The organism is Lichenifustis flavocetrariae, assembly GCF_026130545.1.
Lineage (GTDB): Bacteria > Pseudomonadota > Alphaproteobacteria > Rhizobiales > Beijerinckiaceae > Lichenihabitans > Lichenihabitans flavocetrariae.
The window spans coordinates 100,439-124,167 of the sequence record NZ_JAMOIM010000009.1; the positions used below are offsets into that span (position 1 = coordinate 100,439).

Consider the following 23,729-nt stretch of genomic DNA (forward strand, 5'->3'; position numbering starts at 1 on the left):
AGCTTCACAGGCGAGAGATCGCGAAACGGCCGCTGCCGATATCGACGTCCGCCGTAAATTCCAGCGGGATATCGACGGGCCTGCAGATCAGGTCCGCACTAACCAGGAAGCGCACCTTCAGCCCGCTTGGGTCTACGGTGGCATCGCGTTTGACCCTGATGGTCCCTTCGACAAGCCGGGGCTCAAAGGCTTTGAGAGCCGCTTCAATCTGGCGTTCCATGCCGCGGTCGTTGGCGAGAAGCTCGTCGATCGAGCGATGGGCCATATCGGGTAGGCCGAAGTTAAGAATCGAGGTGCGGACATGCGGGGCGCGGCCGACCTCCCTCTGCGTGGATTCGAGCGCGATCGTGTTCAGAAGATTTTCAAGGTCGCGCCAGACTTCCCGCCGCAGGATCGGCTCCGTGATCGACGCTGCGGAAGTGCCCTTGCGGTCGGGAACGAGCTGTTGCCCGTTCGTGTCGTTACGGCGCTCCGGTTGGTCGCGCGAGTCGCGATTTTCCGCGGCGCTCCGGAAGGCCCACATCAAGGGTGGGCTGAGCCTATTCGACTTTTTTAAGCCTGCCATGGTCAGCAAACATCCCGTCGGAGGAGGTGCCTACAGCCTGCTGCAGGGAGGAGCCGCCGCAATCGATCGAGTTTGCACGGAGCCCGAGAGGGATGACGTGCGGGCCCGACGAAACCGGCGGCTGATTTCAACTTGAACCAGCGGCTCAGGCGGCCTTGTTGGCGGCGATGTCCCAGCTGAGCGGCGCGCTCTTGCCCTTCGAGCCGGAATCTTCCTGGGTGAAGTATTCGAACTTGAACTTGGCGAAGTTGAGCGAAATGTTCTCGGTCAAACGGTCTTCGCCGCCCGATCCGCCTGTGGTGACGCTCGTGATGATGATCTCTTCCATGTCGAGCTTGAGATAGTCGACCGGTTTCTCACCAGCCTTGCGGACCAGCAGCGTCCCCTTGGCGACGTGCTTGCCGTTGCAGCAGAACCGCATGATGGTCGAGGACGCCGCGTCGAGATATTTGGTGATATGGACGTCCTGCACCGCGACCTTGCCCGAACCGCCGCCGCTGCCGGTGTGGGTCGTGCCACTCTGCGACGCGCCCCAGGACCAGGAGAGAACGTCGATTTCCTCCTTGTGCTCGTCGATCTTGGACTCGCCCTTGACGCCGTCAAGCTTGAGGAGAATGTCTACAGCCATTGTCTTGCTCCAAGTATGGTTGGCGACAACTGTCGCACGGATCTCTGTTAAAATTTAGTTCAATATATTCGATTTATACTTCTTCAGAACAAAAGTATCAGATGCAGCTCTCAGTGAAAGAAGCTAGGTCTATTTCACCAAACTCTGCTATCTGCTCTCTTGCCCTGTTGAGCCCCGCCTCTGCGGAACCCCTTCTTTCTATGTTAAACCCGGCATCTTCGATGTGACGGAGGTCACGTAAACCAAGGTTTGCAGCCAATTATTTGGCCAGCATATTCTCCGGCACTTTCGAGACGAGGCTCAAGCCGACATCCATGCCTTCCAGCTGGAAATGCGGGCGAAGGAAGAATTTGGCAGAGTAATAGCCGGGGTTTTCCTCAAGAGGCACGATCTCGATCGCGGCCGCCGCCAAGGGCTTTCGCGCCTTGTCCAGTTCGCTGGAGTTGATGGGATCGCCATCGACATATTCGTTGATCCACTCGGTCAACCAGCGTGTGAGTTGAGGCGCCTCACGATAGCTGCCGACCTTGTCGCGGATCATGACCTTCAAGTAATGCGCGAAGCGGCACACCGCGAACATGTAGGGCAACCGCGCCGAGAGATTGTCGGATGCGGTGGCCTCCACCCCCTTCGGCCCGGAAAAGCTGCGGGGCTTGAACACGGATTGCGCGCCGATGAAAGCGGCTTTGTCGGTGTTCTTGCGGTGAATGATCGGGATGAGACCGGATTTGGCGAGTTCATGCTCGCGCCGATCGCTGATGGCGATCTCGGTCGGGCATTTGAGGTCGACGCCGCCATCATCGGTCGGGAACGTGTGCGAGGGCAGGTTGATGACCTCACCACCCGACTCGACACCCCGGATGCGTGTGCACCAGCCGTTTTCCTTAAAGGCTCGGTTGATGTTCACGCCCATGGCGTAGGCGGCGTTCATCCAGGCATATTTCGTGCCCGCATGCGCGTCGGTCTCTTCCTCGAAGGCGAATTCCTCGACCGGTTCTGTCTTGGCGCCATAGGGCAGTCGCGCCAGCACGCGCGGCATGCAGAGTCCGACGTAACGCGAATCGGTCTGTTCGCGCAAACCCTTCCATCCGGCATATTCCACCGTGTCGAAGAGCTTGCTCAAATCGCGCGGATTGCCGAGTTCCGTCCACGAATCCATGCCCATCAGGGTGGGGCTCGCGGCCGAGAAGAAGGGCGCATGCGCCGCGCCGGCGATCTTGCTGATGTCGCGCAGGAGTTGCACGTCAGTCGGCAGATGCGTGAATTCGAAATCGCCGATCAGGCAGCCATAGGGCTGGCCGCCGAGGATGCCGAACTCATTCTCGTAGATCGCCTTGAACAGCGGGCTCTGGTCCCATTTGGCACCGGGGTAGCTGGTACGCAGATTGCGGCCGAGTTCCTTTTTGGAGACGTTCAGGAACTTGATCTTTAGCATCGCATCCGTCTCGGAATTCAAGACGAAGTAGTGCAGTCCCCGCCAAGCGCTTTCGAGCTGCTGGAACTCCGGCGCATGCAGGATTTCATTCATCTGCGCCGTGAGCTTCTGATCGATCCGGGCGATCATTTCCTCGATCGTGTCGAGCACGTCGGCCTTGATCACGGTGCTATCCGCCAAGGCCTCATTCACGAGAGTCGTAATGGCACCCTCGACTTCAATCCGCGCCCGTTCGGTGCGTGGCTTGAAGCTGTCCTTGAGAACGGAAAACCGCTCTTTCAGGAATGAGAATTCTCCCGCGTCCTGAGTGGTCGCCAGTTCGCTGGCAGAGGCCGCGGTCGCGACGGTTTCTTCGCCTGCTTGCGCCATCACTCGGCCTCCTTGTCTTTGGCTTCGGCCAAGGCCCTTGCCTCGGCCATTGCCGCATCGGATGTTCCGAGCTGCCTCAGGGCCTCCATCAGCTTCGGATCGCGGAGAAGACTTTTCAGTTCGCGTTCAGCCTGGGCTTTCCCATCCATGAAGCGCTGAAGGTTGGACAGACGCTCCCGCGCTTCGAGCAATTTCGCCAGAGCCGGGACCTGCCGCGCGACTGCGGCCGGACTGAAGTCGTCCATCTTTCGGAAATTCAGCTGTACCGAAAGCTTCTCGCCCGGTTCGTCCGACAGCTTGTTCGGCACCGCGAAGGCAATGCCCGGCTTGACGGACTCGCCCATGCGGGCATCGAAATTGTCCATGTCGATGTCGAGAAACTTGCGCTCTTCGAGATCTTTCTTCTCGACGCCGGGTGTATTGCCGGACAGATCCGCGAGAACGCCGGTGACGAAAGGCAATTCAACCTTGACGTCGGCGTCATAAGGATCCTGATAAGTGATGTGCACGCGCGGGGGGCGATTCCGCTTGATGAAGCTTTGCCCGCTGTTTGAGACCATGTAGTGCCTCGGTAATTTGAATAAAAAGAAAGATTTACGCGTTTTTTGCCGCCGAAAATGCGTCCGCATTGAAGACAAATTTGGGGCGGTCGTCAATTTGCAAATGGGCCGTCACGTGCGGAATAGAGCCTGCGGCCGGAACTGTTTTGCAGCATGGAAGGCATGGCATTGGCCTTATTTCTCGATGATGATCTCGACACGGCGGTTCCGTTGCCGGCCGTTGGGATCATCAGACCCATCAGGCTTGAAATTCGGCACAGCCGGTCGGCGGGACCCGAAGCCTGCGGTCTTCAGATGATCGACGCGCAGGCCCTCGCGATCAGTAAGCCATCGGCGCACGGCCTCGGCCCGTTTGAGCGACAGGGGCAGATTGTGGGCGTCGCTGCCCTTCGCATCCGCATGACCGTGGATCTCGACGGACCCGGCCGTATGCGCGCGCAAGATCGCGGCCGCCGACGCCAAGGCAGGCTGCGCCGCTTCGCGGATGACCGCCTTGTCGAAGTCAAACAGGATGTCTGCCGGTAGTTCGACATGGATCTCTGCTGGCGTCTCGCGAACCGCCACCGTATCGATCACGGACATCCGGATGTCGCGCAAGCTGGTCGAAATCTCTTGGCTCGGCATGGTTAGCGAGCGGGTGGGGAGATGGAGATCACGCGACGAGGCTTTCGCGGCCGTGAGAGGTGGTGCGAGCCACACGAGGGTCGTCGCGAGAGTTTCGCGCGCCAGAAGCCCGGCGATCTTCATTTGGTGATCTGCACGTCGGTTGGCTGAGCGAACTGAGCCAGCGCCGCCCCGATGATTTTATGTGCCGAGGCATTCAACGGCAGCACGCAGAGCGCGACTGTGACACCCAAATGGGTAAGAGCCGTTTTCATCGATCGGACCCCGACTTGTCTGTTCTTCAACAAGTGTCTGCTGAGAAAGCCGCTACATTTCGCAAGGTCGATAGCTCGCTCTTGCATCTGCTTGGAACGACATCAGCGGCGCCATCTAAGCGCAGGATCGCACTGAGAACAGTGACGCGGCTCACACTCGCCACCCTAGGAGTTCAGAGGCGTCGTCGCGGAGTCTCATGGGGGCGGCACGATCGTCGAAGGTGATCTGCGCGGGAGCGTTTTGATCGCTCGGCAGCCGCGCGTCAGGGGGCTTGAATTGCTTCCCGCACTTCAGACCTGAGCCGCAGATGCTTGCTCGAGCAGCTGCAGGGCCTGGTCGAGTGCGGCGCGCCGGACGGCGTTGCGGCCGAGATCACCGAAACGCCGTTCAACCGTCAGAACGTCGCCCTTTCGTCGCGCAAGCCCGAAAAACACAAGACCGACCGGCTTTTCCACCGAACCACCACCCGGACCCGCAATCCCCGTGATGGCTACGGCGAGAGCGGCACCGGAGCGGTCGATGGCCCCTCGGGCCATGGCCTCCGCGGTTTCAGCCGAAACTGCACCGAAATGCGCAAGCGTATCTTGCGGCACGCCGAGCATGTCGTGCTTCGCAGCGTTGGAATAGGTGACAAATCCACGATCAAAGACCGCGGAGGATCCGGTCACCTCGGTCAGGAGGGCAGCGACAAGCCCGCCCGTGCAAGATTCGGCGGTCGCGATCTGGAAGCCACGCGTACGGCATGCTGCGATAAGGTCTGCGGCGCGCGCGAGTTCGTGATCGGCGAAAGGACCACTCACGGGCCTCTAAACCGGAAGCCGTACGGTGGCGATGGCCAGGGCCGCGATTCCTTCCTCACGACCGGTAAAACCGAGGCGTTCAGAGGTGGTGGCCTTGACGGCGACACGGCCGATTGAGAGTCCCGTGATCGCCGCGATGCGTTCACGGATGGCGTCGCGGTGAGGACCTATCTTGGGGCGTTCGCAGACCAATGTGGCGTCGATATGGGCCACGATGCCGCCAAGCGCGGCAACTCGGGCCATGGCATCCTTGAGGAAGATATCCGAGGCTGCGCCTTTCCATTGCGGCTGGCTGGGCGGAAAATGGGCGCCGATATCGCCGTCACCGATCGCACCCAGAATCGCGTCCGTGATCGCATGCAGGAGAACGTCGGCGTCAGAATGGCCCAAGAGGGTGCGGTCGTGCGGCACCTTGATGCCGCCAAGCCAGACATGATCACCTGGGGCGAAAGCGTGCACGTCATAACCCTGGCCCACGCGTACGTCGAGCAGGGAAGACTGGATGCGCGCTTCCGCGCGCGCGAAATCATCAAGGGTCGTAATCTTGGTATTCTCCGGTTCGCCCTCGAAAACAAAGACCTGATGACCGGCGAACTCGGCCACAGCTGCATCGTCCGTCAGGTCGTGGCGCTCGGCTTCACTCGCTTGGCGGTGGGCGTCGAGGATAAGATCGAAGGCAAAGGCCTGCGGAGTTTGCACGGCCCGCAAGGCTCGTCGGTCCGGGGTTCCGACAACGGCGCCGTCGGACGACACTTGCTTGATCGTGTCGGTCACAAGGAAGCCGGGCACCGCAGCACCATGCAGTCGGGCGTGCCGCACAGCGCGTTTGATCAGGGCAGGGGACGAGAAGGGTCGTGCCCCGTCATGGATCAGCACGATGTCCGGCTTTGGGCCGTTACGGCGTGCGAGCGCCTCAAGGCCGGCATGAACGCTCTGCTGCCGGGTCGCGCCACCATGCGCTGGAGCGCCGAGGCGGCCTGATCCCGCGCCATTGAGGATCGACGCCGATTGCTGGAACAGCGCCTCGTCATCAGGGTGAATGACGGGTGTCACACCCTCGACGCTCGGGTCGGCCAGCATCGCACGCAAGGTGCGCGTGAGAAGTGGTTCGCCGGCCACAGACCTATACTGCTTCGGCAAGCCTTCGCCTGCCCGCGATCCTCTGCCCGCCGCAACGACAAGAATGTGAGATGATCCGGCCATTCAGAACCCGTGTGGTACCACGGGCTTCTCCCCTGTTTTCCGGCCTGCGTCAAACCTCCATGCGAATCGTTCCAAGCTTGCCAATCGCTTGCTTGCTGTGCTGCAGCAATTGACTATTGTGTAATCAATCTGCTTGCTGCCTATGATGCGGGCACGACCTCAATCGCGGCCGCCCGAAGGATGCTGATGGTTTTCACCGCCTCACGAAAATCGGCTCGATCGTTCACTAAGTGTGGGGAAGGCTGATGAAGGGCGGGGCTGTTTCGCAACCGGGAGATAAGCTTTGAACCGTGTGGCGGGTTCACAGACATGGTCGATAGGATCTGTGGCGATCCACGGGCTGGCCGTTTTGGCGCCAATGGCTGGTGTCACTGACCTTGGTATGCGACGCGTGGCGCAACAGTTTGGCGCCGCCTTCACGGTAAGCGAAATGGTGGCGGCACCTGGGCTCGCCCGAGGTGAGACGGAGCACCGTATCAGGGCCGAGGGACACGGCATGTCTCCTCACGTCGTGCAGATCGCCGGCTGCCAACCCGCCGATATGGCCGAAGCGGCGCGTCTCGCGGAGGGCAGCGGCGCCACGTGGATCGACATCAACATGGGGTGTCCTTCAAAGCGGGTCACAGGCGGGGAGGCCGGTTCAGCACTCATGCGTGACCTTCCCCAGGCTTTGCAGTTGATCCGAGCCACCGTTTCGGCCGTCTCGATCCCGGTCACGGTCAAGATGCGGCTCGGGTGGGACGATGCTTCTCGCAACGCGCCGGACCTCGCTTGTCGGGCAGAACAGGAAGGCGTCGCGATGATCGCGGTTCACGCGCGGACACGATGCCAGTTCTACAAAGGGGCGGCAGACTGGCCGGCCGTGCGACGTGTGACCGAAGCCGTGCGCATTCCCGTTGTCGTGAATGGTGATTGCGCGAATGCCGATGACGCCAACCGAATGATAGCGGCTTCCGGCGCACAAGCGGTGATGATCGGGCGCGCCGCGGTTGGTCAACCGTGGATCGTGGGGAATATTTCGGAAAGCCTGGCCACAGGACAAACCCGTAGGCCGGTTTCGGCTGCCGCGCGAGCCCTGGCGGCTCGAGGTCACTACGAATGGCTGCTGAGCGCTTTCGGGACTGAGAAAGGCCTTCGGCACGCCCGCAAGCATCTCGCGGCCTATGTCACGCATGCGGAGATAGACCCGGCCGAAAAGGACGGGATGCGCGCCCGCCTTGTTCGCAGTGAAACACCTGCCGATGTGTTCGCCGCCCTCGATCAGGTTTTTGCCGAAGATCCTGGAGAGCGACACGATGCACGCGCTGCTTGAGCTCGCCGAGATGCCTAATCCTCACAACCCGACGACCCTCGCTCAGAACGCCGCAAGCGTTCTGAACGCTCTCCCGCATGCGGTCATCGCGGTAGATCCTCACGGCGCAATCATCGACGCCAACGCCGCGGCGGAAAGCTTCTTCGACATGAGTCGGGGCATGATGATCCGGCACAGCCTCGCCGAGTTGCTGCCGTTCGGCTCACCGCTCCTTGCCCTGGTGGATCAGGTCAAGCTGCGCAATTCAGCCATGAAAGAGCATCGTGTCGACCTCGGCACGCCGCGACTCGGGCCGGACCGCATGGTCGACATCCATGTCGCGCCAATGGGAGACGCCGGCGACTCAATCGTCATTGTGCTTCAGGAACGCACAATTGCCGACAAAATGGACAGGCAGCTGACACATCGGGGAGCAGCCCGCTCAGTTTCTGCGCTCGCCGCCATGCTGGCCCACGAGATCAAGAACCCGTTATCCGGCATTCGCGGCGCGGCACAATTGCTGGAGACGGCGGTCAGCGACGAGGACCGCAGCCTCACGCGGCTGATCTGCGAGGAGACCGACCGGATCGTGAAGCTGGTCGATCGCATGGAAGCTTTCACGGATTATCGGCCTGTCGACCGGGAAAGCGTCAACATCCATGTGGTGCTCGACCATGTGAAACGTGTGGCCCAAGCCGGGTTTGCCCGCAATGTGCGCTTTCAAGAGTCCTACGACCCCTCGCTGCCGCATATCCACGCCAACCGGGACCAGCTGATCCAGGTCTTCCTAAATCTCGTCAAGAATGCCGCCGAGGCCCTTGGGCCCGACGCTGTCGACGGGGAAATTGAACTCTCGACGGCATTTCGCCCCGGCGTGAGGCTCCGAACACCGGGATCACGCACCCCCGTCAGCTTGCCTCTCGAGTTCTGTGTGCGTGACAACGGGCACGGCGTTCCGGACGATATCCGGCGCCACCTCTTCGATCCATTCGTCACCACCAAGGCGTCGGGAACTGGCCTTGGACTTGCACTGGTGGCCAAGATCATCGGCGACCATGGGGGCATCGTCGAATGCGAATCTCATCCGCGGCGCACCACGTTCCGTGTCCTGATGCCAATGTTCGCGGCTCGCGATGGTCGGAGCGACTCCGACGTGCGGCAGGAACGGTCGAAGGTTTAGGAAGGTGTTTTAATGATAAATGGCCACATCCTCGTCGCTGACGATGACACGGCAATCCGCACTGTGGTGAGCCAGGCGCTCTCGCGCGCCGGCTATGATGTGAGGACAACCGCGACTGCGGCGTCTCTGTGGCGCTGGGTCCAGGCGGGCGACGGCGACCTCGTGATCACCGATGTGGTCATGCCGGACGAGAATGCATTTGAACTGCTGCCGCGCATCAAGAAGCTTCGGCCGGATCTGCCCATCGTGGTGATGAGCGCCCAGAACACGTTCATGACCGCGATCAAGGCTTCCGAGCGCGGGGCCTATGACTACCTTCCCAAGCCGTTCGACCTCAAGGAACTCGTTGCGATCGTTGGAAGGGCACTCAGCGAGCCCCGCAACCGTCTGCCAGCCGTCAAGGATCCAGAGCTTGAGGGCATGCCGCTCGTCGGGCGTTCCCCAGCCATGCAGGAGATCTACCGGTCGCTTGCCCGGTTGATGCGCACCGACCTCACTGTCATGATCACAGGCGAATCCGGGACCGGCAAGGAGTTGGTGGCGCGCGCGCTGCATGATTATGGCAAGCGCAAGAGCGGGCCCTTCGTCGCCATTAATATGGCGGCGATCCCGCGCGACCTCATCGAAAGCGAACTGTTCGGGCACGAGAAGGGCGCCTTCACGGGCGCCAACACCCGCTCGGCCGGACGCTTCGAGCAGGCCGAAGGCGGCACCCTGTTCCTTGACGAGATCGGCGATATGCCGATGGAAGCTCAGACCAGATTGCTTCGTGTTCTGCAGCAGGCCGAATACACCACGGTCGGCGGTCGCACGCCGATCAAGACCAATGTCCGCATCGTCGCGGCGACGAACAAGGATCTTCGGATCTCGATCCAACAGGGATTGTTTCGCGAGGACTTGTTCTTTCGTCTGAACGTCGTACCCCTTCGGCTTCCTCCATTGCGGGAACGTACCGAAGACATTCCCGATCTCACGCGTCATTTCTTCCAATTGGCGGCGACCGAAGGGCTCCCGCTCAAACATATGGATGCCGCCGCCTTCGACCGACTCAAGCGGTATCGCTGGCCGGGCAACATCCGTGAACTGGAAAACCTGACGCGCCGCCTCACGGCGCTCTATCCTCACGATCTCATCACGGCGCAACTGGTCGAGGCCGAGCTCGGCATGGATCAGCCTTCGCCAGCGTCCATGAGCGACGCCCACGCCGGATCGCTCCCGGGCAAGGCGATGACCGTGGGCGACGAGGGAGGGTTGATGGGCTCCGTCGAGCGCCATCTCGCCGATCTCTTCAAGCAGCATGGCGACCACCTCCCGCCGCCCGGTCTTTATCATCGGGTGCTGCGGGAGTTGGAAGTGCCGCTGGTTTCCGCCGCGTTGGCGGCAACGCGCGGCAACCAGATCAAGGCGGCGGAGCTGTTAGGCCTCAACCGCAATACGCTGCGCAAGAAGGTGCGGGAGCTCGATATCCGCCTGATGCGCGCCCCGCGCTGAAGACAGCGGAGCAATCCCGCCGGTCCTGCAAACATCGAAGAGCCCAGCCAGATCGATCGTCTTCGGACAGTAACTCGATCTGACGCCCTCAAAACGTCGTAATTCAGCAACACTGACACCCAAATGCAACGCGCCTTCGCGGTGAGCCGCGCCCTGGGTGGGAACAGCCCGTTCTGCATTCACAGCGGATGCCGATGTCCGGAGCTTGAATGTCAGCCACCGACTCGACGGTGATGCCGCAAATCAAGCGGCGTTTCGCGCCGCGCCTGGGACGTGTCATCGTCAGTTTGGCTTTGATCCTGGCCCTCGCGTCCTTCGCGGTGTTCACGGGTTACACGCCGATCATGCCGACGGATGCCGTCGTGATCGACGTCTTCATGGCCAATGCCGTGATCGTGTTGATCCTTCTCGTCCTGGTCAGCGTGGAGACGCTGCGGATCGTGGCAGCTTGGCGTGCCCGCGCCGCGGGCGCGAGGCTGCATCTCTACATCATCGGCTTGTTCTCGATCATTGCGGCGGTCCCGGCCATCATCATGGCGGTCGTCGGTTCGGTCACCCTGGAGCGAGGGCTCTATCCGGCTTTCATGCAGGACGTGCGGGGCTTCATCTCACACACGGCGGATGCGGCCCGCCTCTATCGCGAAACTCAATGTCATTCGCTTCTACGCGAATCGGATCTGACCGCATCCGACCTTGATCGCGCCAAGGTCGGTTTCACCGACCGAAGCTTTTTTCAGAACTATTTCGCCTCGCGGGTCCACTTTCTCGGGTTCACGACGGCCGTCATGATGAAGGGTGACGGCACTGTCATCGCCAAGGTTGACACGGGCCGTCCCGCCCAGGTGGTCACGCCAAGTGCCGCGGACTTCAACGACGCGAAAAGCAAGGAGCCGGTCTGCTTCGTGCTCGACGAGGGCAAAACCTTCATCGCCTTGCGGGTCCTTCCTTCGTTTGACGACACCTACCTCTATCTTGGCCGGCCCGTAGACCCTTTCGCGGTCGAATTTGATGAACAGGCGCAGAATATCATCGGTCTCTATGATGCCTTCGATCAGCATCGACGGTCGATCCAACTCGCATTCATCAGCATGTACGCCCTGCTGGCGCTGATCATGCTCCTGTCCGCCATCTGGCTCGGGCTGTCGTTCGCAAACACGCTCGTCGCTCCGATCCGCCGGCTCATCCATGCGACAGATCAAGTCTCGTCCGGCAATCTCTATGTCCAGGTTCCGGTGCGGCGTGCGGAAGGTGACCTTGCCCATTTGGGGGAAACCTTCAACAAGATGACCTCGGAACTGCGCCACCACCAGAACCGGCTCATCGAGGCAAGCCGGGTGATCGACGAGCGGCGAATGTTCACCGAAGCCGTCTTGTCGGGCGTTCCGGCGGCCGTCATCGGCGTCGCTGCGACAGGCATCATCACGGTTCTGAACCCGTTCGCGCGCAAACTGCTGTCGCTGGATCAGGCGGAGGAGGGGGCTGTAGGCCAACCTTTCGCGGACAAGTTTCCTGAACTGGCTCCCATGATGGAAGACGCGAAGGCATCCCGCCACCGGATGTATCAGGCCCAGGTGACGTTGGTGCGCAGTGGCCGTGAACGGAACTTCAATGTCCGGGTGACTGCCGAAGCTTCCGCGCGCTCCGACCAGAGCCACGTCGTGACTCTCGACGACATCACCGACCTCGTTTCGGCACAGCGCACTTCAGCTTGGGCCGATGTCGCTCGGCGAATCGCGCATGAGATCAAGAATCCTCTGACGCCAATCCAGCTCTCGGCCGAACGCCTCCAGCGCCGGTATGGCCGCGTGATCGTGGAAGGGCGGGATGTCTTCGACCAGTGTACCGAAACGATCATCCGTCAGGTCGACGACATCAAACGCATGGTCGACGAATTTTCGTCGTTTGCCAGGATGCCGAAGGCAACCCTCGAAGAGGACGACCTCACGAAATGCATTCAACAGGTGCTTTTCCTCATGCGGGTCGGTCACCCAGGCATCACGTTCGAAGAAAAGTTGCCCGACGAGGCGATCGTGGCTCGATTCGACCGCCGCCTGCTCACCCAGGCGCTCACGAACATCGTCAAGAACGCGACAGAGGGAATCGCCGGCCTCGATCCAGAACGTGAGCGCCCCGGAATCGTGACGGTGGCGCTGACGGTTCAGGACGGTGCGGTGGTGATCGATGTCGACGATAATGGAAAAGGTTTTCCCACGGAAAATCGTCAGCGGCTTCTTGAGCCCTACATGACCACCAGAGCGGAAGGAACCGGCCTCGGCCTCCCGATCGTCGCGAAGATCCTTGAGGATCACGGCGGCGGCCTGGAGCTGCTGGACAACGACCGCCAGGGAGAGAGCGGCGGGGGTGCGAGGGTCCGCTTGTTCTGGCCAGTGCACGGCCCGACCAAGATCCGACCCACGTCTCTCGAGGCTTCTGAACCAATGATCAATAAGGCTTGACCTGATGGCAACCGACATTCTCATTGTTGACGACGAGACTGACATCAGAGAACTCGTGTCGGGCATCCTGTCTGACGAAGGCCATGGAACCCGAACGGCCAAGAACTCCGACGAGGCTCTCACGCTGATCGGGGCACGACGTCCGCATCTTGTGTTTCTGGACATCTGGCTCCAGGGCTCACGGCTCGACGGCCTGCAATTGCTGGAGATTATCAAGGAGCAGCACCCGACGCTGCCGGTTGTCATGATTTCTGGCCATGGCAATATCGAGACCGCTGTTTCGGCGATCAAAATTGGCGCTTACGACTTCATCGAAAAGCCGTTCAAGGCGGATCGCCTCGTATTAGTCGCGGATCGTGCCCTAGAGGCATCGCGCCTGAAGCGGGAAATCACGCATCTTAGAGTCCAGTCGCATACGCCGAATCGCATTGTCGGTAAGTCGAGTGCGGTCAATCACCTGCGGCAAACGATCGAGCGCGTGGCACCGGCCAACTCCCGTGTGATGATCACGGGGGCGCCAGGGTCCGGCAAGGAACTGACGGCGCGGATGATTCACGAATCGTCGTCCCGCGCCTCGTCACCCTTCATCGTCATCAATGCGGCCAACATCACTCCAGACATGATGGAAGTCGAACTCTTCGGAACAGAAGCCGTGGAGGGGCGGAGCCGCAAGGTCGGCGCCTTGGAAGAGGCTCATGGGGGGTCGCTCTATATCGATGAAGTCGCGGACATGCCGAAGGAGACCCAAGGCAAGATCCTCCGCGTTCTCGTCGACCAGAATTTTCTTCGTGTCGGCGGGACCACTCGCGTCCATGTCGATGTGAGAATCATGTCGTCGACAAGTCGGGATCTCGCCGAGGGGATCGCGGCCGGAACGTTCCGCGAGGATCTCTTCCACCGCCTCTCTGTCGTGCCGATCCGCGTCCCTTCCTTGTCGGAGCGGCGCGAGGATATCAGCGAACTGATTACCTTTTTCATGGATCAGGTGTCGCTCACCAGTGGCCTGCCGCGCCGCAACATCGCGGCCGACGCCATGGCTGTCCTGCAATCTCATGACTGGCCGGGGAACATCCGCCAGCTCCGCAATAACGTGGAACGGCTCATGATCCTGGCGACGGGTGATTCCGAGGTCGAGATCACGGCCGACATGCTTCCGTCAGAGGTGGGCGCGCTCGTTCCTTCCACGCCGAGCGGGGCAGGGGGGGAACGCCTCATGAGCCTACCCTTGCGCGATGCCCGCGAGGCTTTTGAGAGGGAATATCTCGTGGCTCAGATCAGCCGTTTTGGCGGCAATATTTCGCGGACCGCGGAATTCATCGGTATGGAACGGTCGGCGCTTCATCGCAAACTGAAGTCTCTCGGCATCGACTGAGCTGCGCTCATCTGACATCTTTAACGGACGGGACGTCGCCCTTCAGGGGGTATTCAAGCGATTGACCCTGCAATAGAGTGGAGGCTTCGAGTCCAATCGAAGCGACCACCAAGGATAAGAACAACATGGCTGCTGAACGCGCGCAAAACTTGCAGGACACGTTCCTGAACCACGTCCGTAAGAATAAGGTTCCCTTAACCATCTTCCTGGTGAATGGGGTTAAGCTGCAGGGCGTCGTCACATGGTTTGACAACTTCTGCGTTCTCCTGCGCCGCGACGGTCACGCGCAACTCGTCTACAAACATGCCATTTCGACCGTCATGCCGGGACATCCAATTCAGATGTTCGAGGCCGCCGAGGACGTGACCCAGAGCGACAAGCATTGAGCATGGTAGGACGTACTTCCGCTTGAGTGATCAAGGACTCGTCCATTTTGCCGACGCGGCACGCGCAACGGCTTCCGCAACCCGGGCAATTGTGGTCGGGCCTTATCTCAACGAGCGTCGCCGCAGCGGCGAAACCGGGCGAGGGGCCTCGGAGCGTTCTGCGACTGCACGGATCGATGAGGCTGTCGGCCTGGCTCGGGCAATCGACCTTGACGTCCTGGCCGGAAAAATCGTGACCTTGTCCGAGATCCGGCCCGCGACCTACATTGGAACCGGCAAAATCTCTGAGCTCGCTGAAGAGATAACAAACGAAGGCGTGTCGCTGGTCATCATGGATTGCGCTTTATCGCCAGTCCAGCAACGCAATCTCGAACGCGCGTTCTCGTGCAAGATCATCGATCGTACGGGTCTCATATTGGAGATCTTTGGCCGTCGGGCGCGAACCCGCGAAGGGTCTCTCCAGGTCGAATTGGCTCATTTGGAGTACCAGAAGTCGCGTTTGGTCCGATCCTGGACCCATCTGGAACGGCAGCGCGGCGGTTTCGGCTTTCTGGGTGGACCCGGCGAAACACAGATCGAGACCGATCGGCGGCTCATTCAAGAGCGGATCGGCCGGATTGAGCGCGACCTGGATCAGGTGCGGCGGACACGGGCGATCAATAGGAAACAGAGGGAAGATGTTCCATTCCCTGTCATCGCTCTCGTGGGCTATACGAATGCTGGGAAATCCACGGTCTTCAATCGCCTGACGCAAGCGACGGTCCTGGCGGACGATATGCTGTTCGCCACGCTCGATCCCACTGTACGGCTGCTGGAACTGCCACATCGGAGCAAGGCGGTGCTGTCCGACACCGTTGGGTTTATTTCCGACCTGCCTACGATGTTGGTGTCGGCCTTCCGGGCGACCCTCGAAGAGGTTGTGTCAGCCAGCGTCATCCTGCATGTCCGAGATATCTCGCATCCCGACACGCGGGCACAAAGCGAGGATGTCGGAGCCATCCTGCTTGAGCTCGGGATCAATGCCAATGATCATGGCCGTATCATCGAAGTGTGGAACAAGCTCGATCTGCTCGATGAGCAGCAACGGCAAGAACGCCTTTCGGTTCTCGACTCAGTCGCGGCTGTCGATCGCCCAGTCCTGATCTCAGCTCTGACCGGAGAGGGCTGTGCGGCTCTCCTCGACCGTATCGAGGAACACCTTGCGACTGAGAAGTCCACCTTTGATCTGGTGCTGGATGCGAGCGACGGCGCGGGCCTGCACTGGCTCTACGAGCATTGCGAGGTTCTGGGACGAGAAGATCAAGACGCTGTGATCACCTTGAACATCCGTGTTGCCTCAGTGATATTGGACCGTTTCAAGCACCGGTTCCCTCAGGCGAGGATGGCGGCGGTTTCTGACCAGGAGCGTCGTTGAGACGCGGCGGCTCGTCCAGTTTGGCGCGGCGCCAAAGTGACTCCATCTCATCGAGAGAGGCTTCGGCGGGCCTGCGACCTTGGGCAGCCAGTCCACGTTCAACGTGACCAAACCGGCGTCGAAATTTTCTATTACCTGATCGCAGGGCCGATTCCGGATCGACTCCAGCGTGCCGCGCCAGATTGACGACCGAGAACAGGAGGTCTCCGATTTCATCTTCAATCGCCGAATGATCGCGCTGCTCGAGCGCGTCCGTGACTTCGGCGAGTTCCTCCTGGATCTTCTCGATCACAAGCCCGACATCGTTCCAATCGAAACCGACGGAGGCCGCTTTGTCTTGCAGCTTCAGAGCTTGGGTGAGGGCAGGGTGGTTGGTCGACACATCGTCGAGCAACCCTATCGGACCCAGACCTCGGCGTTCCCCACGCTCCCGCTTTTCCTTGGCTTTGATCTCGCCCCAAAGTGCCTTGACGTCTGCGGGTGACAGATTGCGGACTGTGCCAAAGACATGAGGATGTCGCCGGATCAGTTTGGCCGTGATCGCATCAACCACGTCGCCGAAGTCGAACGTACCCTGCTCTTCCGCGATGCGAGCATGAAAGACGACCTGGAGCAGCAGGTCGCCGAGTTCATCCCGAAGGTCTTCATAGTCCCGACGCTCAATCGCGTCGGCGACCTCATAGGCTTCTTCCAGGGTATATGGGACGATCGACTCAAATGTCTGGTCGATATCCCAAGCGCAGCCCTCGCTCGGATGTCGCAGCCGCACCATGATAGCCAATAGCGCAGAGATGTCCCTGGATCGATCCATGAACATCACCTTGCATTGCAGAAAGTGGAGACGAGCTCACCCATCAAAGCCAAGTGGGAGCCGCGACGGCTCCCACTTTATCAACCGAGCGAGATCGACAGAGCTTCGCGACCCTTAGGAGTATCGACAACTCGCATCGACACGGCTTGGCCTTCCGCAAGATGCGATAGCCCAGCCGGACCAAGGATCGAGATGTGAACGAAGACGTCCTTGCCGCCGTCGTTGCTCGACACGAAGCCGAAGCCCTTCGTGTCGTCGAACCACTTGACCTTGCCGGACACCTGGACCGCGGTGGACGGGTCGGGCGCCCGGCGTGGACCGCGTGGGGCATCCATGGAACGCTGGGGGGCACGCTCGGCCGCGCCGGCCGTATCGACCTCCAGCACGCGCGTCACCTGAGCGCCCTTGGCTCCGCTGCCAACCTGCACCTTGAGGCGAGCCCCAGGTGGAACCGTCTCGTAGCCCGCCGATTGCAGTGCGCCGATGTGCAGAAAAGCGTCGCCAGCGCCGTTCGAAAGCTCGACAAAGCCGAAACCCTTGTCGCCCTTGAACCACTTAACGACCGCATCCACAGCAGGTGCCGAGGGGGGCGCGGCCATCATGTCTGGGCCACCACCGAAACCGCCACCACCGAAACCACGTGCGGGCCTGGCGGGACGAGGTTCATACGGGGCGGGACCGTCGTCATCGAAGCCGCGCTTCCGGGGGCCTCGAAAATCTCTACCTTTGCTCATGCTATCCGCTCGTCTTCACCAAAATACGAGGCCCCGTCCTAATCGCCACTGAAACCAATGCTCGCGTGTCGAAAATCAGCTGGCTTGACCCGTTTCGACCCCACCTGACCGTGCTCAAAGCCTACTCTGAGCACACCCCGGAACGATCACACCATTTGTGGCATAAAGCGGGACGAATTCCTAGCGGCTTACCGGCGGTTGCGACGCTATTTCTGACCAGTTGGTCCATGCAGGATAGGCAGGAACACCCACCTCAATTATGATCCTATTCGCATAAGATATATTATGGAACATGAGGAGTGAAGTCCTGGGAGTGCGATGCAGGCTGGCTTCACTCGGCTCCCGCTAAAAGAAGTTTGTAGGTCATCGAATCGACCAGCGCTTGAAACGAGGCATCGATAATGTTTGCTGAGACACCGACGGTCGACCAACGCCGTCCTTCCGAGTCGCCGCATTCGATCAACACGCGTGTCACCGCATCCGACCCACCCTGGAAGATCCGCACCCGGTAGTCGAGCAGTTGGAGATCGCCGATATAGCGCTGGTATTTACCGAGGTCCTTGCGCAGTGCGAGGTCTAGTGCATGGACCGGCCCATTCCCTTCGGCGGCCGAGATCAGGCTCTCGCCATCCACCGTCACTTTGACGATCGCCTCGGAAACGGTCACGCGCTCGCCCGCGGCATTGTACCGGCGTTCCACCGAAACGCTGAAGCGCTCAACATCAAAGAACTCCGGCACCTTGCCGAGCACCCGGCGTGCCAGGAGCGCAAAGGACGCGTCGGCGCCCTCGTAGGCGTAGCCAAGCGCCTCTTTCTCCTTCACCTCGTCCAGAAGCCGGGCGATCCGGGGATCGTCTCTTTGCACGGGTACGCCCAGGCGCTCCAATTCGGCCAGGATGTTCGAGCGGCCAGCCTGGTCCGACACCAGAATCTTACGGGTGTTCCCTACGGTCTCCGGCGGAACGTGCTCGTAGGTTCGTGGGTCTTTGGCGACGGCCGATGCATGAATGCCTGCCTTGGTGGCGAAGGCGCTGGCGCCCACATAGGGCGCATGCCGGTACGGCGCCCGGTTTAGGAGTTCATCGAACGCGTGCGAAACCTTGGTCAGTGAGGCGAGCTGTCGCTCCGAGACGCCAAGCTCGAAGCGCGCAGCGAATTCGGGTTTCAGGACGAGCGATGGGATCAACGACACGAGATTGGCATTGCCGCAGCGCTCACCGATGCCGTTCAGCGTACCCTGAATCTGCCGCGCGCCCGCCCGCACGGCCGCCAGGGAATTCGCGACCGCATTGTCGGTGTCGTTGTGTGCATGGATCCCCACATGCGAGCCGGGCATCACAGAACAGACCGCGGTGACGATCTCCGTGACATCGTGAGGCAGCGTTCCGCCGTTGGTATCGCACAGCACGAGCCAGCGGGCGCCGGCATCGTAACCAGCCTTGATGCAGTCTAGCGCGTAGCTTGGATTTGCCTTGTAGCCGTCGAAGAAATGTTCGGCATCGAGCATGACTTCCCGCCCGGCCGCCCGGCATGCGGCGACGGAGTCTCTGATCCCGGCAAGGTTCTCATCCAGGGAAATCCCAAGCGCGAGTTCGACGTGATAATCCCATGCCTTAGCGACAAGCACGATGGCGTCCGCATCGGCCGCCAGCAGGGCAGCTAGGCCCGGATCGTTCGCAGCCGACCGCCCTGCCCGCTTTGTCATGCCGAACGCCGCGAATCGGGCTCGGAGACCTGGCCGGTGGGCAAAAAACTGCGTGTCGGTGAGATTTGCGCCCGGGTAGCCGCCCTCGATATAGTCGATGCCGAGACTATCGATCAGCTCGGCGACTTGGCGTTTGTCTTCGACCGAATAATCGATACCTGTGGTCTGCCCACCGTCGCGCAGCGTGGTGTCGAACAGATAAAGCCGTTCCCGCATCAGTGTCGCGTTTCGTCTGTCGGTGCGAGTGTCTTGCGCATGGCGGTGCGTCCCAGCCATTCATCGCCGAGCGAGACGGTCTCGCGTCGCACCGATGCGTAGCCTCGCTTGGCGAAGAAGGGCTGCGCCGTGTCACTTGCGTCAACCGTGAAGGCCTTTGCCCCCCTGCCCTGGCCGATTTTCTCGAGCGCCTCACAGAGGCTGGTTCCGATCCCTCGCCCAGCCGCGTCCGGACGGACATAGAGCATGTCGACATGGTCCGGCGCCTTCAACGCAGCGAAGCCCACCAGTTCGCCATCGAGTGTTGCGACGATCGTCAGCAGGCCGTTGAGGCGTGCCGCGAAGGCCGGCTCGTCGTCCGCAGAAGCGGCCCACGCCGCTTGTTGGGCCGGCGAATAATCATCCTCCGTCAGTTCCTCGATACTGGCCACGAAGAGAGCGGCCAGTACCGGCACATCGCCGGGAAGCATCGGGCGGAGTGCGATGCGCGGCGTCTCCGTCGCATTCACCTAAGCGGCTCCCTTGCGTGCCAGGCTCCACGTGGTGACGCCATCCTTGCCGTCCTTCAGAATGATTCCTCGCCGCGCTAGGTCATCGCGAATGCGATCCGACTCTGCCCAGTCCCGGTTCCGGCGCGCCTCAAGACGGTCCGCGATCAAGCCCTCGATCGTGGCATCGTCCAAGGATGCCTCGACCTCAGTGAGGGCTCGCCACTCCGCCGCTGAGTGACCAAAGACACCGAGCAATTTACCGCAGGCGAACGCTTCGGCCAATCGACCGGCCGAGAACAAGCCATGGAGCTCACTCAGTGCGGCCGGTGTGTTGAGATCATCGCCCAGCATTTCGACGAAGCGCGAGGTCGTCGGAACTGCTTCAGGTGCCCCCTGCCCTTCGAGGACCGTGTACCAGCGATCCAATGTCTGCTCAGCTTCTTCAAGCGCTCGCACGGTCCAATCGATCGGCTGTCGGTAATGGGTGCGCAGCATGGCAAGGCGCAAGACTTCACCGGACCAGCGGCGGCCCCCGAACGTATCGGTTTCCAGGAGGTCATGGATCGTGATGAAGTTGCCGAGCGATTTCGACATCTTCTCGCCTTCGACCTGCAGGAAGCCGTTGTGCATCCAGGTTCGGGCCATCGCGGGACGATCGAAGGCGCAGCACGATTGGGCGATCTCGTTCTCATGATGCGGGAAGATCAGATCGAGACCTCCGCCGTGTATGTCGAATGTCTCGCCGAGATATCGCCAGCTCATGGCCGAGCACTCGATATGCCAGCCGGGGCGTCCGTAGCCGAATGGACTTTCCCAGCCGGGCTCGCCTGCCTTCGCGGGCTTCCACAGCACGAAATCCGCGTCACCGCGCTTGTACGAAGCGACCTCCACCCGGGCGCCGGCCAGCATGTCGTCGAGGCTGCGATGCGACAAGCCGCCATAAGACGGCATGGACGCCACGTCGAACAGCACGTGCCCCTCAGCCTCGTAGGCATGATGCGCGGCGAGCAGACGCTCGATGATCGTGATCATCTCCGGAATATGAGCCGTGGCGCGCGGCTCGACCGAGGGCGGCAGGCAACCGAGACGTCCGACGTCTTCTTCAAATTCGCGCGCGGTCTCTTCTGTCAAACTTTCGATGCTGATACCGCGCTCGGCCGCGCGCGCGATGATCTTGTCGTCGACGTCGGTGATATTGCGGACATAAGTCACGTGCCCGGCCCCGTAGACGTGACGGAGCAGGCGATAGAGCACGTCGAAGACGATGAGCGGACGCGCGTTACCGACATGCGCGCGATCGTAAACCGTCGGGCCACACACGTAGACACGCACATTGCTAGAGTCGATCGGCACAAAATCGCTTTTGTGCCGCCTTAGCGTATCATAGAAGCGCAACACCATCGGTGACCCATATCATGCCTCGGTCGAACCCCGATGAACATGAGCCGGTCTCTCCAGGCTCTCCGATCAGGTGGCCAAGACCGTCCACAGGCACGCTATGCCATGAAGGTCAAACCACCACAACCAAGGACCGATGTTACGCCCGCTCGGCCGATCGTTCGTAAGAGCCCGAAGCGTCATCATTCATCATTCGCGTCATGACGACGCGAAGACCGGACAGCAGAGCAAGATCGTCACCACGCATCTGCGCCGCAACCGACCGCCAGTCCCGCTCACTCGCACGCACCGAAAATTGCTTGACCTGGTGAGAGGTAAAATCTCCGACGGAGCGACCTTCCCCGTCGGCGCGACGTCGTACGGTCGCCGCAAACTCACCACCAATCGAGGCAATCGCCGCTTCGGCGACATGCCGATGAGCACAGGAGTGAAGAATGTCGGTCACGAGCATGCTGTTCTCCCCGTTTCATACGGCCAATACGCGCCTTTTGGCATCTCCGTCCCGGCCCAATGCAGCCGCAGGCTTTTAGTTGTGCCCGAATCAAGTTAGACGTTGACCGAGACATAAAGATGACACAGCGTGCGGCTGAAAACCAGCGGCTTTGAACGGCATGCCAAGTTTAGGTTTCTGGATGGCAACCAAGAAACCTAGGGCGGCAATTCACGAGCTCGGCCAGTGTTTTCCACTTGGTCGTCAACCTGATGGAGGAGCTTCGAGGCTGCCTCAATACGGTTTGAACCGGGTGATCAAAAATTAGCGATCTCTTCGCAGTACAAAGCCGGCAGCACTCAGCACCAGGGAAGCTGCGCCAAGGCCGACCCATATGTGGTCCCTTGACAATATAGCGCCGAGCGCCGCGCCCCCGAGCAGGCCGAATAGAATTCCGGCGCGGCGCCATGTGCGATGGGACGTTCCGCCGGCAAGACGGCTGTCGTGCGCGAGGCCGTGGAGCACCATGGTCGCGGCTGGCATCGCCATGTCGGCGACACCAGCGTGGCGCGTGGCAGAGGTTTGCAACCCCATGGAGAAGCCGAGGATCGCGACGACGAGCATGTGATCTGACACGCTTGCCTCGACCGCAAGGCCGGCAGCAAGCGCGACGAGCGCAGCCACGCCGAGAACGATATCGGCAACCAGCCTGGGTGGCGAATGTCGCCGCCGGACCAGTCGGCCGCCGACGACGCCGCCGAGCAAGAGGGCGACAAGCGCCACGAGGGACGGCGCGGCCAAAGACGCGCCCTGCGACACGTTGATCCCGATCAAGATCACCGTCCCGGTCATGTAGCCGGTGAACGTGCCTAGATGCAGCAAGCTGATGGCATCGAGCATGCCCATCGCGACTGTGAGGATCAGGAGGGCTTGAACCCAGCGGCGCTCTTCGATCATGCAAGCGATTGCTTCAGGGCCGCCGGCGCACTGCCAAGCGACGTCACGTCTTTGGCGGCGGTCAGTCCCGAGGGTCTCCGCGCTTCAATCGGTGGGAAAGCGGTTGGGAAATATCGGGGGCGGGAAGAACGATCAAACACGCAGGTGTTCCGAAGGGTGACGGTCCTTCGAGCCGACATTGCAACCGCTGTCAGCGTATGAACCACGACGCCTAAGCCGTGTCACGACCGACCGTGTCTGTCATCTCGATTAGGATTTGGATCGTTCCAGGCTCACGCGCATGAACGAGTTGGTGCGGACGACGGGACTCGAACCCGTACACCGGTAAAGGCGGGGGATTTTAAGTCCCATGTGTCTACCAATTCCACCACGTCCGCGACGACCTGGAGCGGCCGCTTATGTCACCCGACCCGACCCGTCGCAAGGGGTCCGGAACTACCCCTTTGCATCCTTGGCGATCGGTGGCTGGAATGAATAGCCAAGATCCCAAGGAAAGTAGATCCAGGTGTCTTGTGACACCTCCGTCACGAAAGTGTCCACCAACGGACGGCCCAACGGCTTGGCGTAGACGGTGGCATAATGGGCGGCCGGCAGCATGTCGCGCACCACCTGAACAGTCTTGCCCGTATCCACGAGATCGTCGACGACCAGCACCTTCCTGCCGTCGCCGAGCGCCCTCACGCTGTCTGCGATCGTCTTGATGACCTGCAAGCCGCCCTGGGTCTGATAATCGTGGTAGCTGGCGATGCAAACGGTCTCGATCAGGCGGATGCCGAGCTCGCGCGAGACGATCGCGGCCGGCACCAGACCCCCGCGGGTGATACACACCATCGCGTCAAAGGGCCCGTTTGCGCTGAGGCGCCACGCCAAGGCGCGCGCATCGCGATGAAATTGATCCCAGGACACCGGGAAAGCTTTGGGGGATAGGGGCTCGCTCATGGCATCGGATCCGGAGGTC

At 60.9% G+C, this 23,729-nt stretch carries 23 protein-coding genes and 1 tRNA gene; 7 read left to right on the top strand and 17 right to left on the bottom strand.

Going from position 1 to position 23,729, the window contains the following annotated elements:
- Positions 1–4: 4 nt before the first annotated feature.
- The 8 genes from tssE to M8523_RS14980 all read right to left on the bottom strand — a co-directional run bounded on the left by tssE (position 5) and on the right by M8523_RS14980 (position 6,439).
- Positions 5–523: a type VI secretion system baseplate subunit TssE gene (gene tssE, locus M8523_RS14945; RefSeq protein WP_282585815.1), complete on the bottom strand. Its 519-nt coding sequence runs from the start codon at positions 521–523 to the stop codon at positions 5–7.
- Between the two features lie 187 nt (positions 524–710).
- Positions 711–1,193: an Hcp family type VI secretion system effector gene (locus M8523_RS14950; RefSeq protein WP_282585683.1), complete on the bottom strand. Its 483-nt coding sequence runs from the start codon at positions 1,191–1,193 to the stop codon at positions 711–713.
- A gap of 259 nt (positions 1,194–1,452) precedes the next feature.
- Positions 1,453–2,997, bottom strand: a complete 1,545-nt coding sequence (tssC, locus tag M8523_RS14955) for a type VI secretion system contractile sheath large subunit (RefSeq protein WP_282585684.1) — start codon at positions 2,995–2,997, stop codon at positions 1,453–1,455.
- Positions 2,997–3,557, bottom strand: a complete 561-nt coding sequence (tssB, locus tag M8523_RS14960) for a type VI secretion system contractile sheath small subunit (protein WP_282585685.1) — start codon at positions 3,555–3,557, stop codon at positions 2,997–2,999. Before tssB ends, tssC begins: the two co-directional genes overlap by 1 nt.
- 174 nt (positions 3,558–3,731) lie before the next feature.
- The gene (locus tag M8523_RS14965; RefSeq protein ID WP_282585686.1) at positions 3,732–4,304 is read right to left on the bottom strand and encodes an OmpA family protein; all 573 of its coding nucleotides are present in this window, start codon (positions 4,302–4,304) and stop codon (positions 3,732–3,734) included.
- A complete protein-coding gene (locus tag M8523_RS14970) occupies positions 4,301–4,435 on the bottom strand; it encodes a hypothetical protein (RefSeq protein ID WP_282585687.1) in 135 nt (44 codons plus the stop codon). The genes M8523_RS14965 and M8523_RS14970 overlap by 4 nt, the downstream gene beginning before the upstream one ends.
- A gap of 291 nt (positions 4,436–4,726) precedes the next feature.
- Positions 4,727–5,236 (bottom strand): CinA family protein, encoded by a 510-nt coding sequence (locus M8523_RS14975; protein ID WP_282585688.1) that lies wholly within the window; start codon positions 5,234–5,236, stop codon positions 4,727–4,729.
- Between the two features lie 6 nt (positions 5,237–5,242).
- Positions 5,243–6,439 (bottom strand): bifunctional 2-C-methyl-D-erythritol 4-phosphate cytidylyltransferase/2-C-methyl-D-erythritol 2,4-cyclodiphosphate synthase, encoded by a 1,197-nt coding sequence (locus tag M8523_RS14980; protein ID WP_282585689.1) that lies wholly within the window; start codon positions 6,437–6,439, stop codon positions 5,243–5,245.
- A 325-nt stretch (positions 6,440–6,764) separates the two neighbouring features.
- Here M8523_RS14980 and dusB point away from each other — a divergent pair, with 325 nt between their 5' ends.
- The 7 genes from dusB (at position 6,765) to hflX (ending at position 16,029) form a co-directional block, all read left to right on the top strand.
- Positions 6,765–7,751, top strand: a complete 987-nt coding sequence (dusB, locus tag M8523_RS14985; protein WP_345894251.1) for a tRNA dihydrouridine synthase DusB — start codon at positions 6,765–6,767, stop codon at positions 7,749–7,751.
- Positions 7,735–8,910: a two-component system sensor histidine kinase NtrB gene (locus tag M8523_RS14990; RefSeq protein ID WP_428350608.1), complete on the top strand. Its 1,176-nt coding sequence runs from the start codon at positions 7,735–7,737 to the stop codon at positions 8,908–8,910. Before dusB ends, M8523_RS14990 begins: the two co-directional genes overlap by 17 nt.
- Positions 8,911–8,922: 12 nt before the next feature.
- Positions 8,923–10,401 (top strand): nitrogen regulation protein NR(I), encoded by a 1,479-nt coding sequence (ntrC, locus tag M8523_RS14995; RefSeq protein ID WP_282585691.1) that lies wholly within the window; start codon positions 8,923–8,925, stop codon positions 10,399–10,401.
- Positions 10,402–10,610: 209 nt separating this feature from the next.
- A complete protein-coding gene (locus tag M8523_RS15000; protein WP_282585692.1) occupies positions 10,611–12,857 on the top strand; it encodes a sensor histidine kinase NtrY-like in 2,247 nt (748 codons plus the stop codon).
- 4 nt (positions 12,858–12,861) lie between these two features.
- Positions 12,862–14,229: a nitrogen assimilation response regulator NtrX gene (gene ntrX / locus M8523_RS15005; protein WP_282585693.1), complete on the top strand. Its 1,368-nt coding sequence runs from the start codon at positions 12,862–12,864 to the stop codon at positions 14,227–14,229.
- A 125-nt stretch (positions 14,230–14,354) separates the two neighbouring features.
- Positions 14,355–14,615: an RNA chaperone Hfq gene (hfq, locus tag M8523_RS15010; RefSeq protein WP_282585694.1), complete on the top strand. Its 261-nt coding sequence runs from the start codon at positions 14,355–14,357 to the stop codon at positions 14,613–14,615.
- Positions 14,616–14,637: 22 nt separating this feature from the next.
- The gene (gene hflX, locus M8523_RS15015) at positions 14,638–16,029 is read left to right on the top strand and encodes a GTPase HflX (protein WP_282585695.1); all 1,392 of its coding nucleotides are present in this window, start codon (positions 14,638–14,640) and stop codon (positions 16,027–16,029) included.
- Here the strand turns inward: hflX and mazG are convergent.
- The 9 genes from mazG to gpt all read right to left on the bottom strand — a co-directional run bounded on the left by mazG (position 15,971) and on the right by gpt (position 23,710).
- On the bottom strand, positions 15,971–16,840 hold the full coding sequence (gene mazG, locus M8523_RS15020) for a nucleoside triphosphate pyrophosphohydrolase (protein ID WP_282585696.1): 870 nt from the start codon (positions 16,838–16,840) through the stop codon (positions 15,971–15,973). The genes hflX and mazG overlap by 59 nt on opposite strands.
- 80 nt (positions 16,841–16,920) lie before the next feature.
- On the bottom strand, positions 16,921–17,574 hold the full coding sequence (locus M8523_RS15025; RefSeq protein WP_282585697.1) for a cold-shock protein: 654 nt from the start codon (positions 17,572–17,574) through the stop codon (positions 16,921–16,923).
- Between the two features lie 331 nt (positions 17,575–17,905).
- The gene (cimA, locus tag M8523_RS15030) at positions 17,906–19,495 is read right to left on the bottom strand and encodes a citramalate synthase (RefSeq protein ID WP_282585698.1); all 1,590 of its coding nucleotides are present in this window, start codon (positions 19,493–19,495) and stop codon (positions 17,906–17,908) included.
- Positions 19,495–19,965, bottom strand: a complete 471-nt coding sequence (locus M8523_RS15035; RefSeq protein ID WP_282585817.1) for a GNAT family N-acetyltransferase — start codon at positions 19,963–19,965, stop codon at positions 19,495–19,497. The genes cimA and M8523_RS15035 overlap by 1 nt, the downstream gene beginning before the upstream one ends.
- A 39-nt stretch (positions 19,966–20,004) precedes the next feature.
- Complete coding sequence (gene cysS / locus M8523_RS15040; protein ID WP_282585699.1) at positions 20,005–21,387, bottom strand: cysteine--tRNA ligase; 1,383 nt, start codon at positions 21,385–21,387, stop codon at positions 20,005–20,007.
- Positions 21,388–21,523: 136 nt separating this feature from the next.
- Positions 21,524–21,835 carry a hypothetical protein gene (locus M8523_RS15045; RefSeq protein WP_282585700.1) on the bottom strand — a complete coding sequence of 104 codons (312 nt, stop codon included), beginning with the start codon at positions 21,833–21,835 and terminating at the stop codon, positions 21,524–21,526.
- A 303-nt stretch (positions 21,836–22,138) separates the two neighbouring features.
- The gene (locus tag M8523_RS15050) at positions 22,139–22,771 is read right to left on the bottom strand and encodes a DUF1275 family protein (RefSeq protein WP_282585701.1); all 633 of its coding nucleotides are present in this window, start codon (positions 22,769–22,771) and stop codon (positions 22,139–22,141) included.
- 290 nt (positions 22,772–23,061) lie between these two features.
- Positions 23,062–23,148, bottom strand: a tRNA-Leu gene (locus M8523_RS15055).
- A 58-nt stretch (positions 23,149–23,206) separates the two neighbouring features.
- The gene (gene gpt / locus M8523_RS15060) at positions 23,207–23,710 is read right to left on the bottom strand and encodes a xanthine phosphoribosyltransferase (RefSeq protein WP_282585702.1); all 504 of its coding nucleotides are present in this window, start codon (positions 23,708–23,710) and stop codon (positions 23,207–23,209) included.
- Between the last annotated feature and the right edge of the window lie 19 nt (positions 23,711–23,729).

What these genes read in the sequence shown, in the direction of transcription:
- tssE (WP_282585815.1), bottom strand. Translation starts at nt 523, where the DNA reads ATGTGGGCCTTCCGGAGCGCCGCGGAAAATCGCGACTCGCGCGACCAA.
- M8523_RS14950 (WP_282585683.1), bottom strand. Translation starts at nt 1,193, where the DNA reads ATGGCTGTAGACATTCTCCTCAAGCTTGACGGCGTCAAGGGCGAGTCC.
- tssC (WP_282585684.1), bottom strand. Translation starts at nt 2,997, where the DNA reads ATGGCGCAAGCAGGCGAAGAAACCGTCGCGACCGCGGCCTCTGCCAGC.
- tssB (WP_282585685.1), bottom strand. Translation starts at nt 3,557, where the DNA reads ATGGTCTCAAACAGCGGGCAAAGCTTCATCAAGCGGAATCGCCCCCCG.
- M8523_RS14965 (WP_282585686.1), bottom strand. Translation starts at nt 4,304, where the DNA reads ATGAAGATCGCCGGGCTTCTGGCGCGCGAAACTCTCGCGACGACCCTC.
- M8523_RS14970 (WP_282585687.1), bottom strand. Translation starts at nt 4,435, where the DNA reads ATGAAAACGGCTCTTACCCATTTGGGTGTCACAGTCGCGCTCTGCGTG.
- M8523_RS14980 (WP_282585689.1), bottom strand. Translation starts at nt 6,439, where the DNA reads ATGGCCGGATCATCTCACATTCTTGTCGTTGCGGCGGGCAGAGGATCG.
- M8523_RS14990 (WP_428350608.1), top strand. Translation starts at nt 7,735, where the DNA reads ATGCACGCGCTGCTTGAGCTCGCCGAGATGCCTAATCCTCACAACCCG.
- ntrC (WP_282585691.1), top strand. Translation starts at nt 8,923, where the DNA reads ATGATAAATGGCCACATCCTCGTCGCTGACGATGACACGGCAATCCGC.
- M8523_RS15000 (WP_282585692.1), top strand. Translation starts at nt 10,611, where the DNA reads ATGTCAGCCACCGACTCGACGGTGATGCCGCAAATCAAGCGGCGTTTC.
- ntrX (WP_282585693.1), top strand. Translation starts at nt 12,862, where the DNA reads ATGGCAACCGACATTCTCATTGTTGACGACGAGACTGACATCAGAGAA.
- hfq (WP_282585694.1), top strand. Translation starts at nt 14,355, where the DNA reads ATGGCTGCTGAACGCGCGCAAAACTTGCAGGACACGTTCCTGAACCAC.
- mazG (WP_282585696.1), bottom strand. Translation starts at nt 16,840, where the DNA reads ATGGATCGATCCAGGGACATCTCTGCGCTATTGGCTATCATGGTGCGG.
- M8523_RS15025 (WP_282585697.1), bottom strand. Translation starts at nt 17,574, where the DNA reads ATGAGCAAAGGTAGAGATTTTCGAGGCCCCCGGAAGCGCGGCTTCGAT.
- cimA (WP_282585698.1), bottom strand. Translation starts at nt 19,495, where the DNA reads ATGCGGGAACGGCTTTATCTGTTCGACACCACGCTGCGCGACGGTGGG.
- M8523_RS15035 (WP_282585817.1), bottom strand. Translation starts at nt 19,965, where the DNA reads ATGCTTCCCGGCGATGTGCCGGTACTGGCCGCTCTCTTCGTGGCCAGT.
- cysS (WP_282585699.1), bottom strand. Translation starts at nt 21,387, where the DNA reads ATGGTGTTGCGCTTCTATGATACGCTAAGGCGGCACAAAAGCGATTTT.
- M8523_RS15045 (WP_282585700.1), bottom strand. Translation starts at nt 21,835, where the DNA reads ATGCTCGTGACCGACATTCTTCACTCCTGTGCTCATCGGCATGTCGCC.
- M8523_RS15050 (WP_282585701.1), bottom strand. Translation starts at nt 22,771, where the DNA reads ATGATCGAAGAGCGCCGCTGGGTTCAAGCCCTCCTGATCCTCACAGTC.
- gpt (WP_282585702.1), bottom strand. Translation starts at nt 23,710, where the DNA reads ATGAGCGAGCCCCTATCCCCCAAAGCTTTCCCGGTGTCCTGGGATCAA.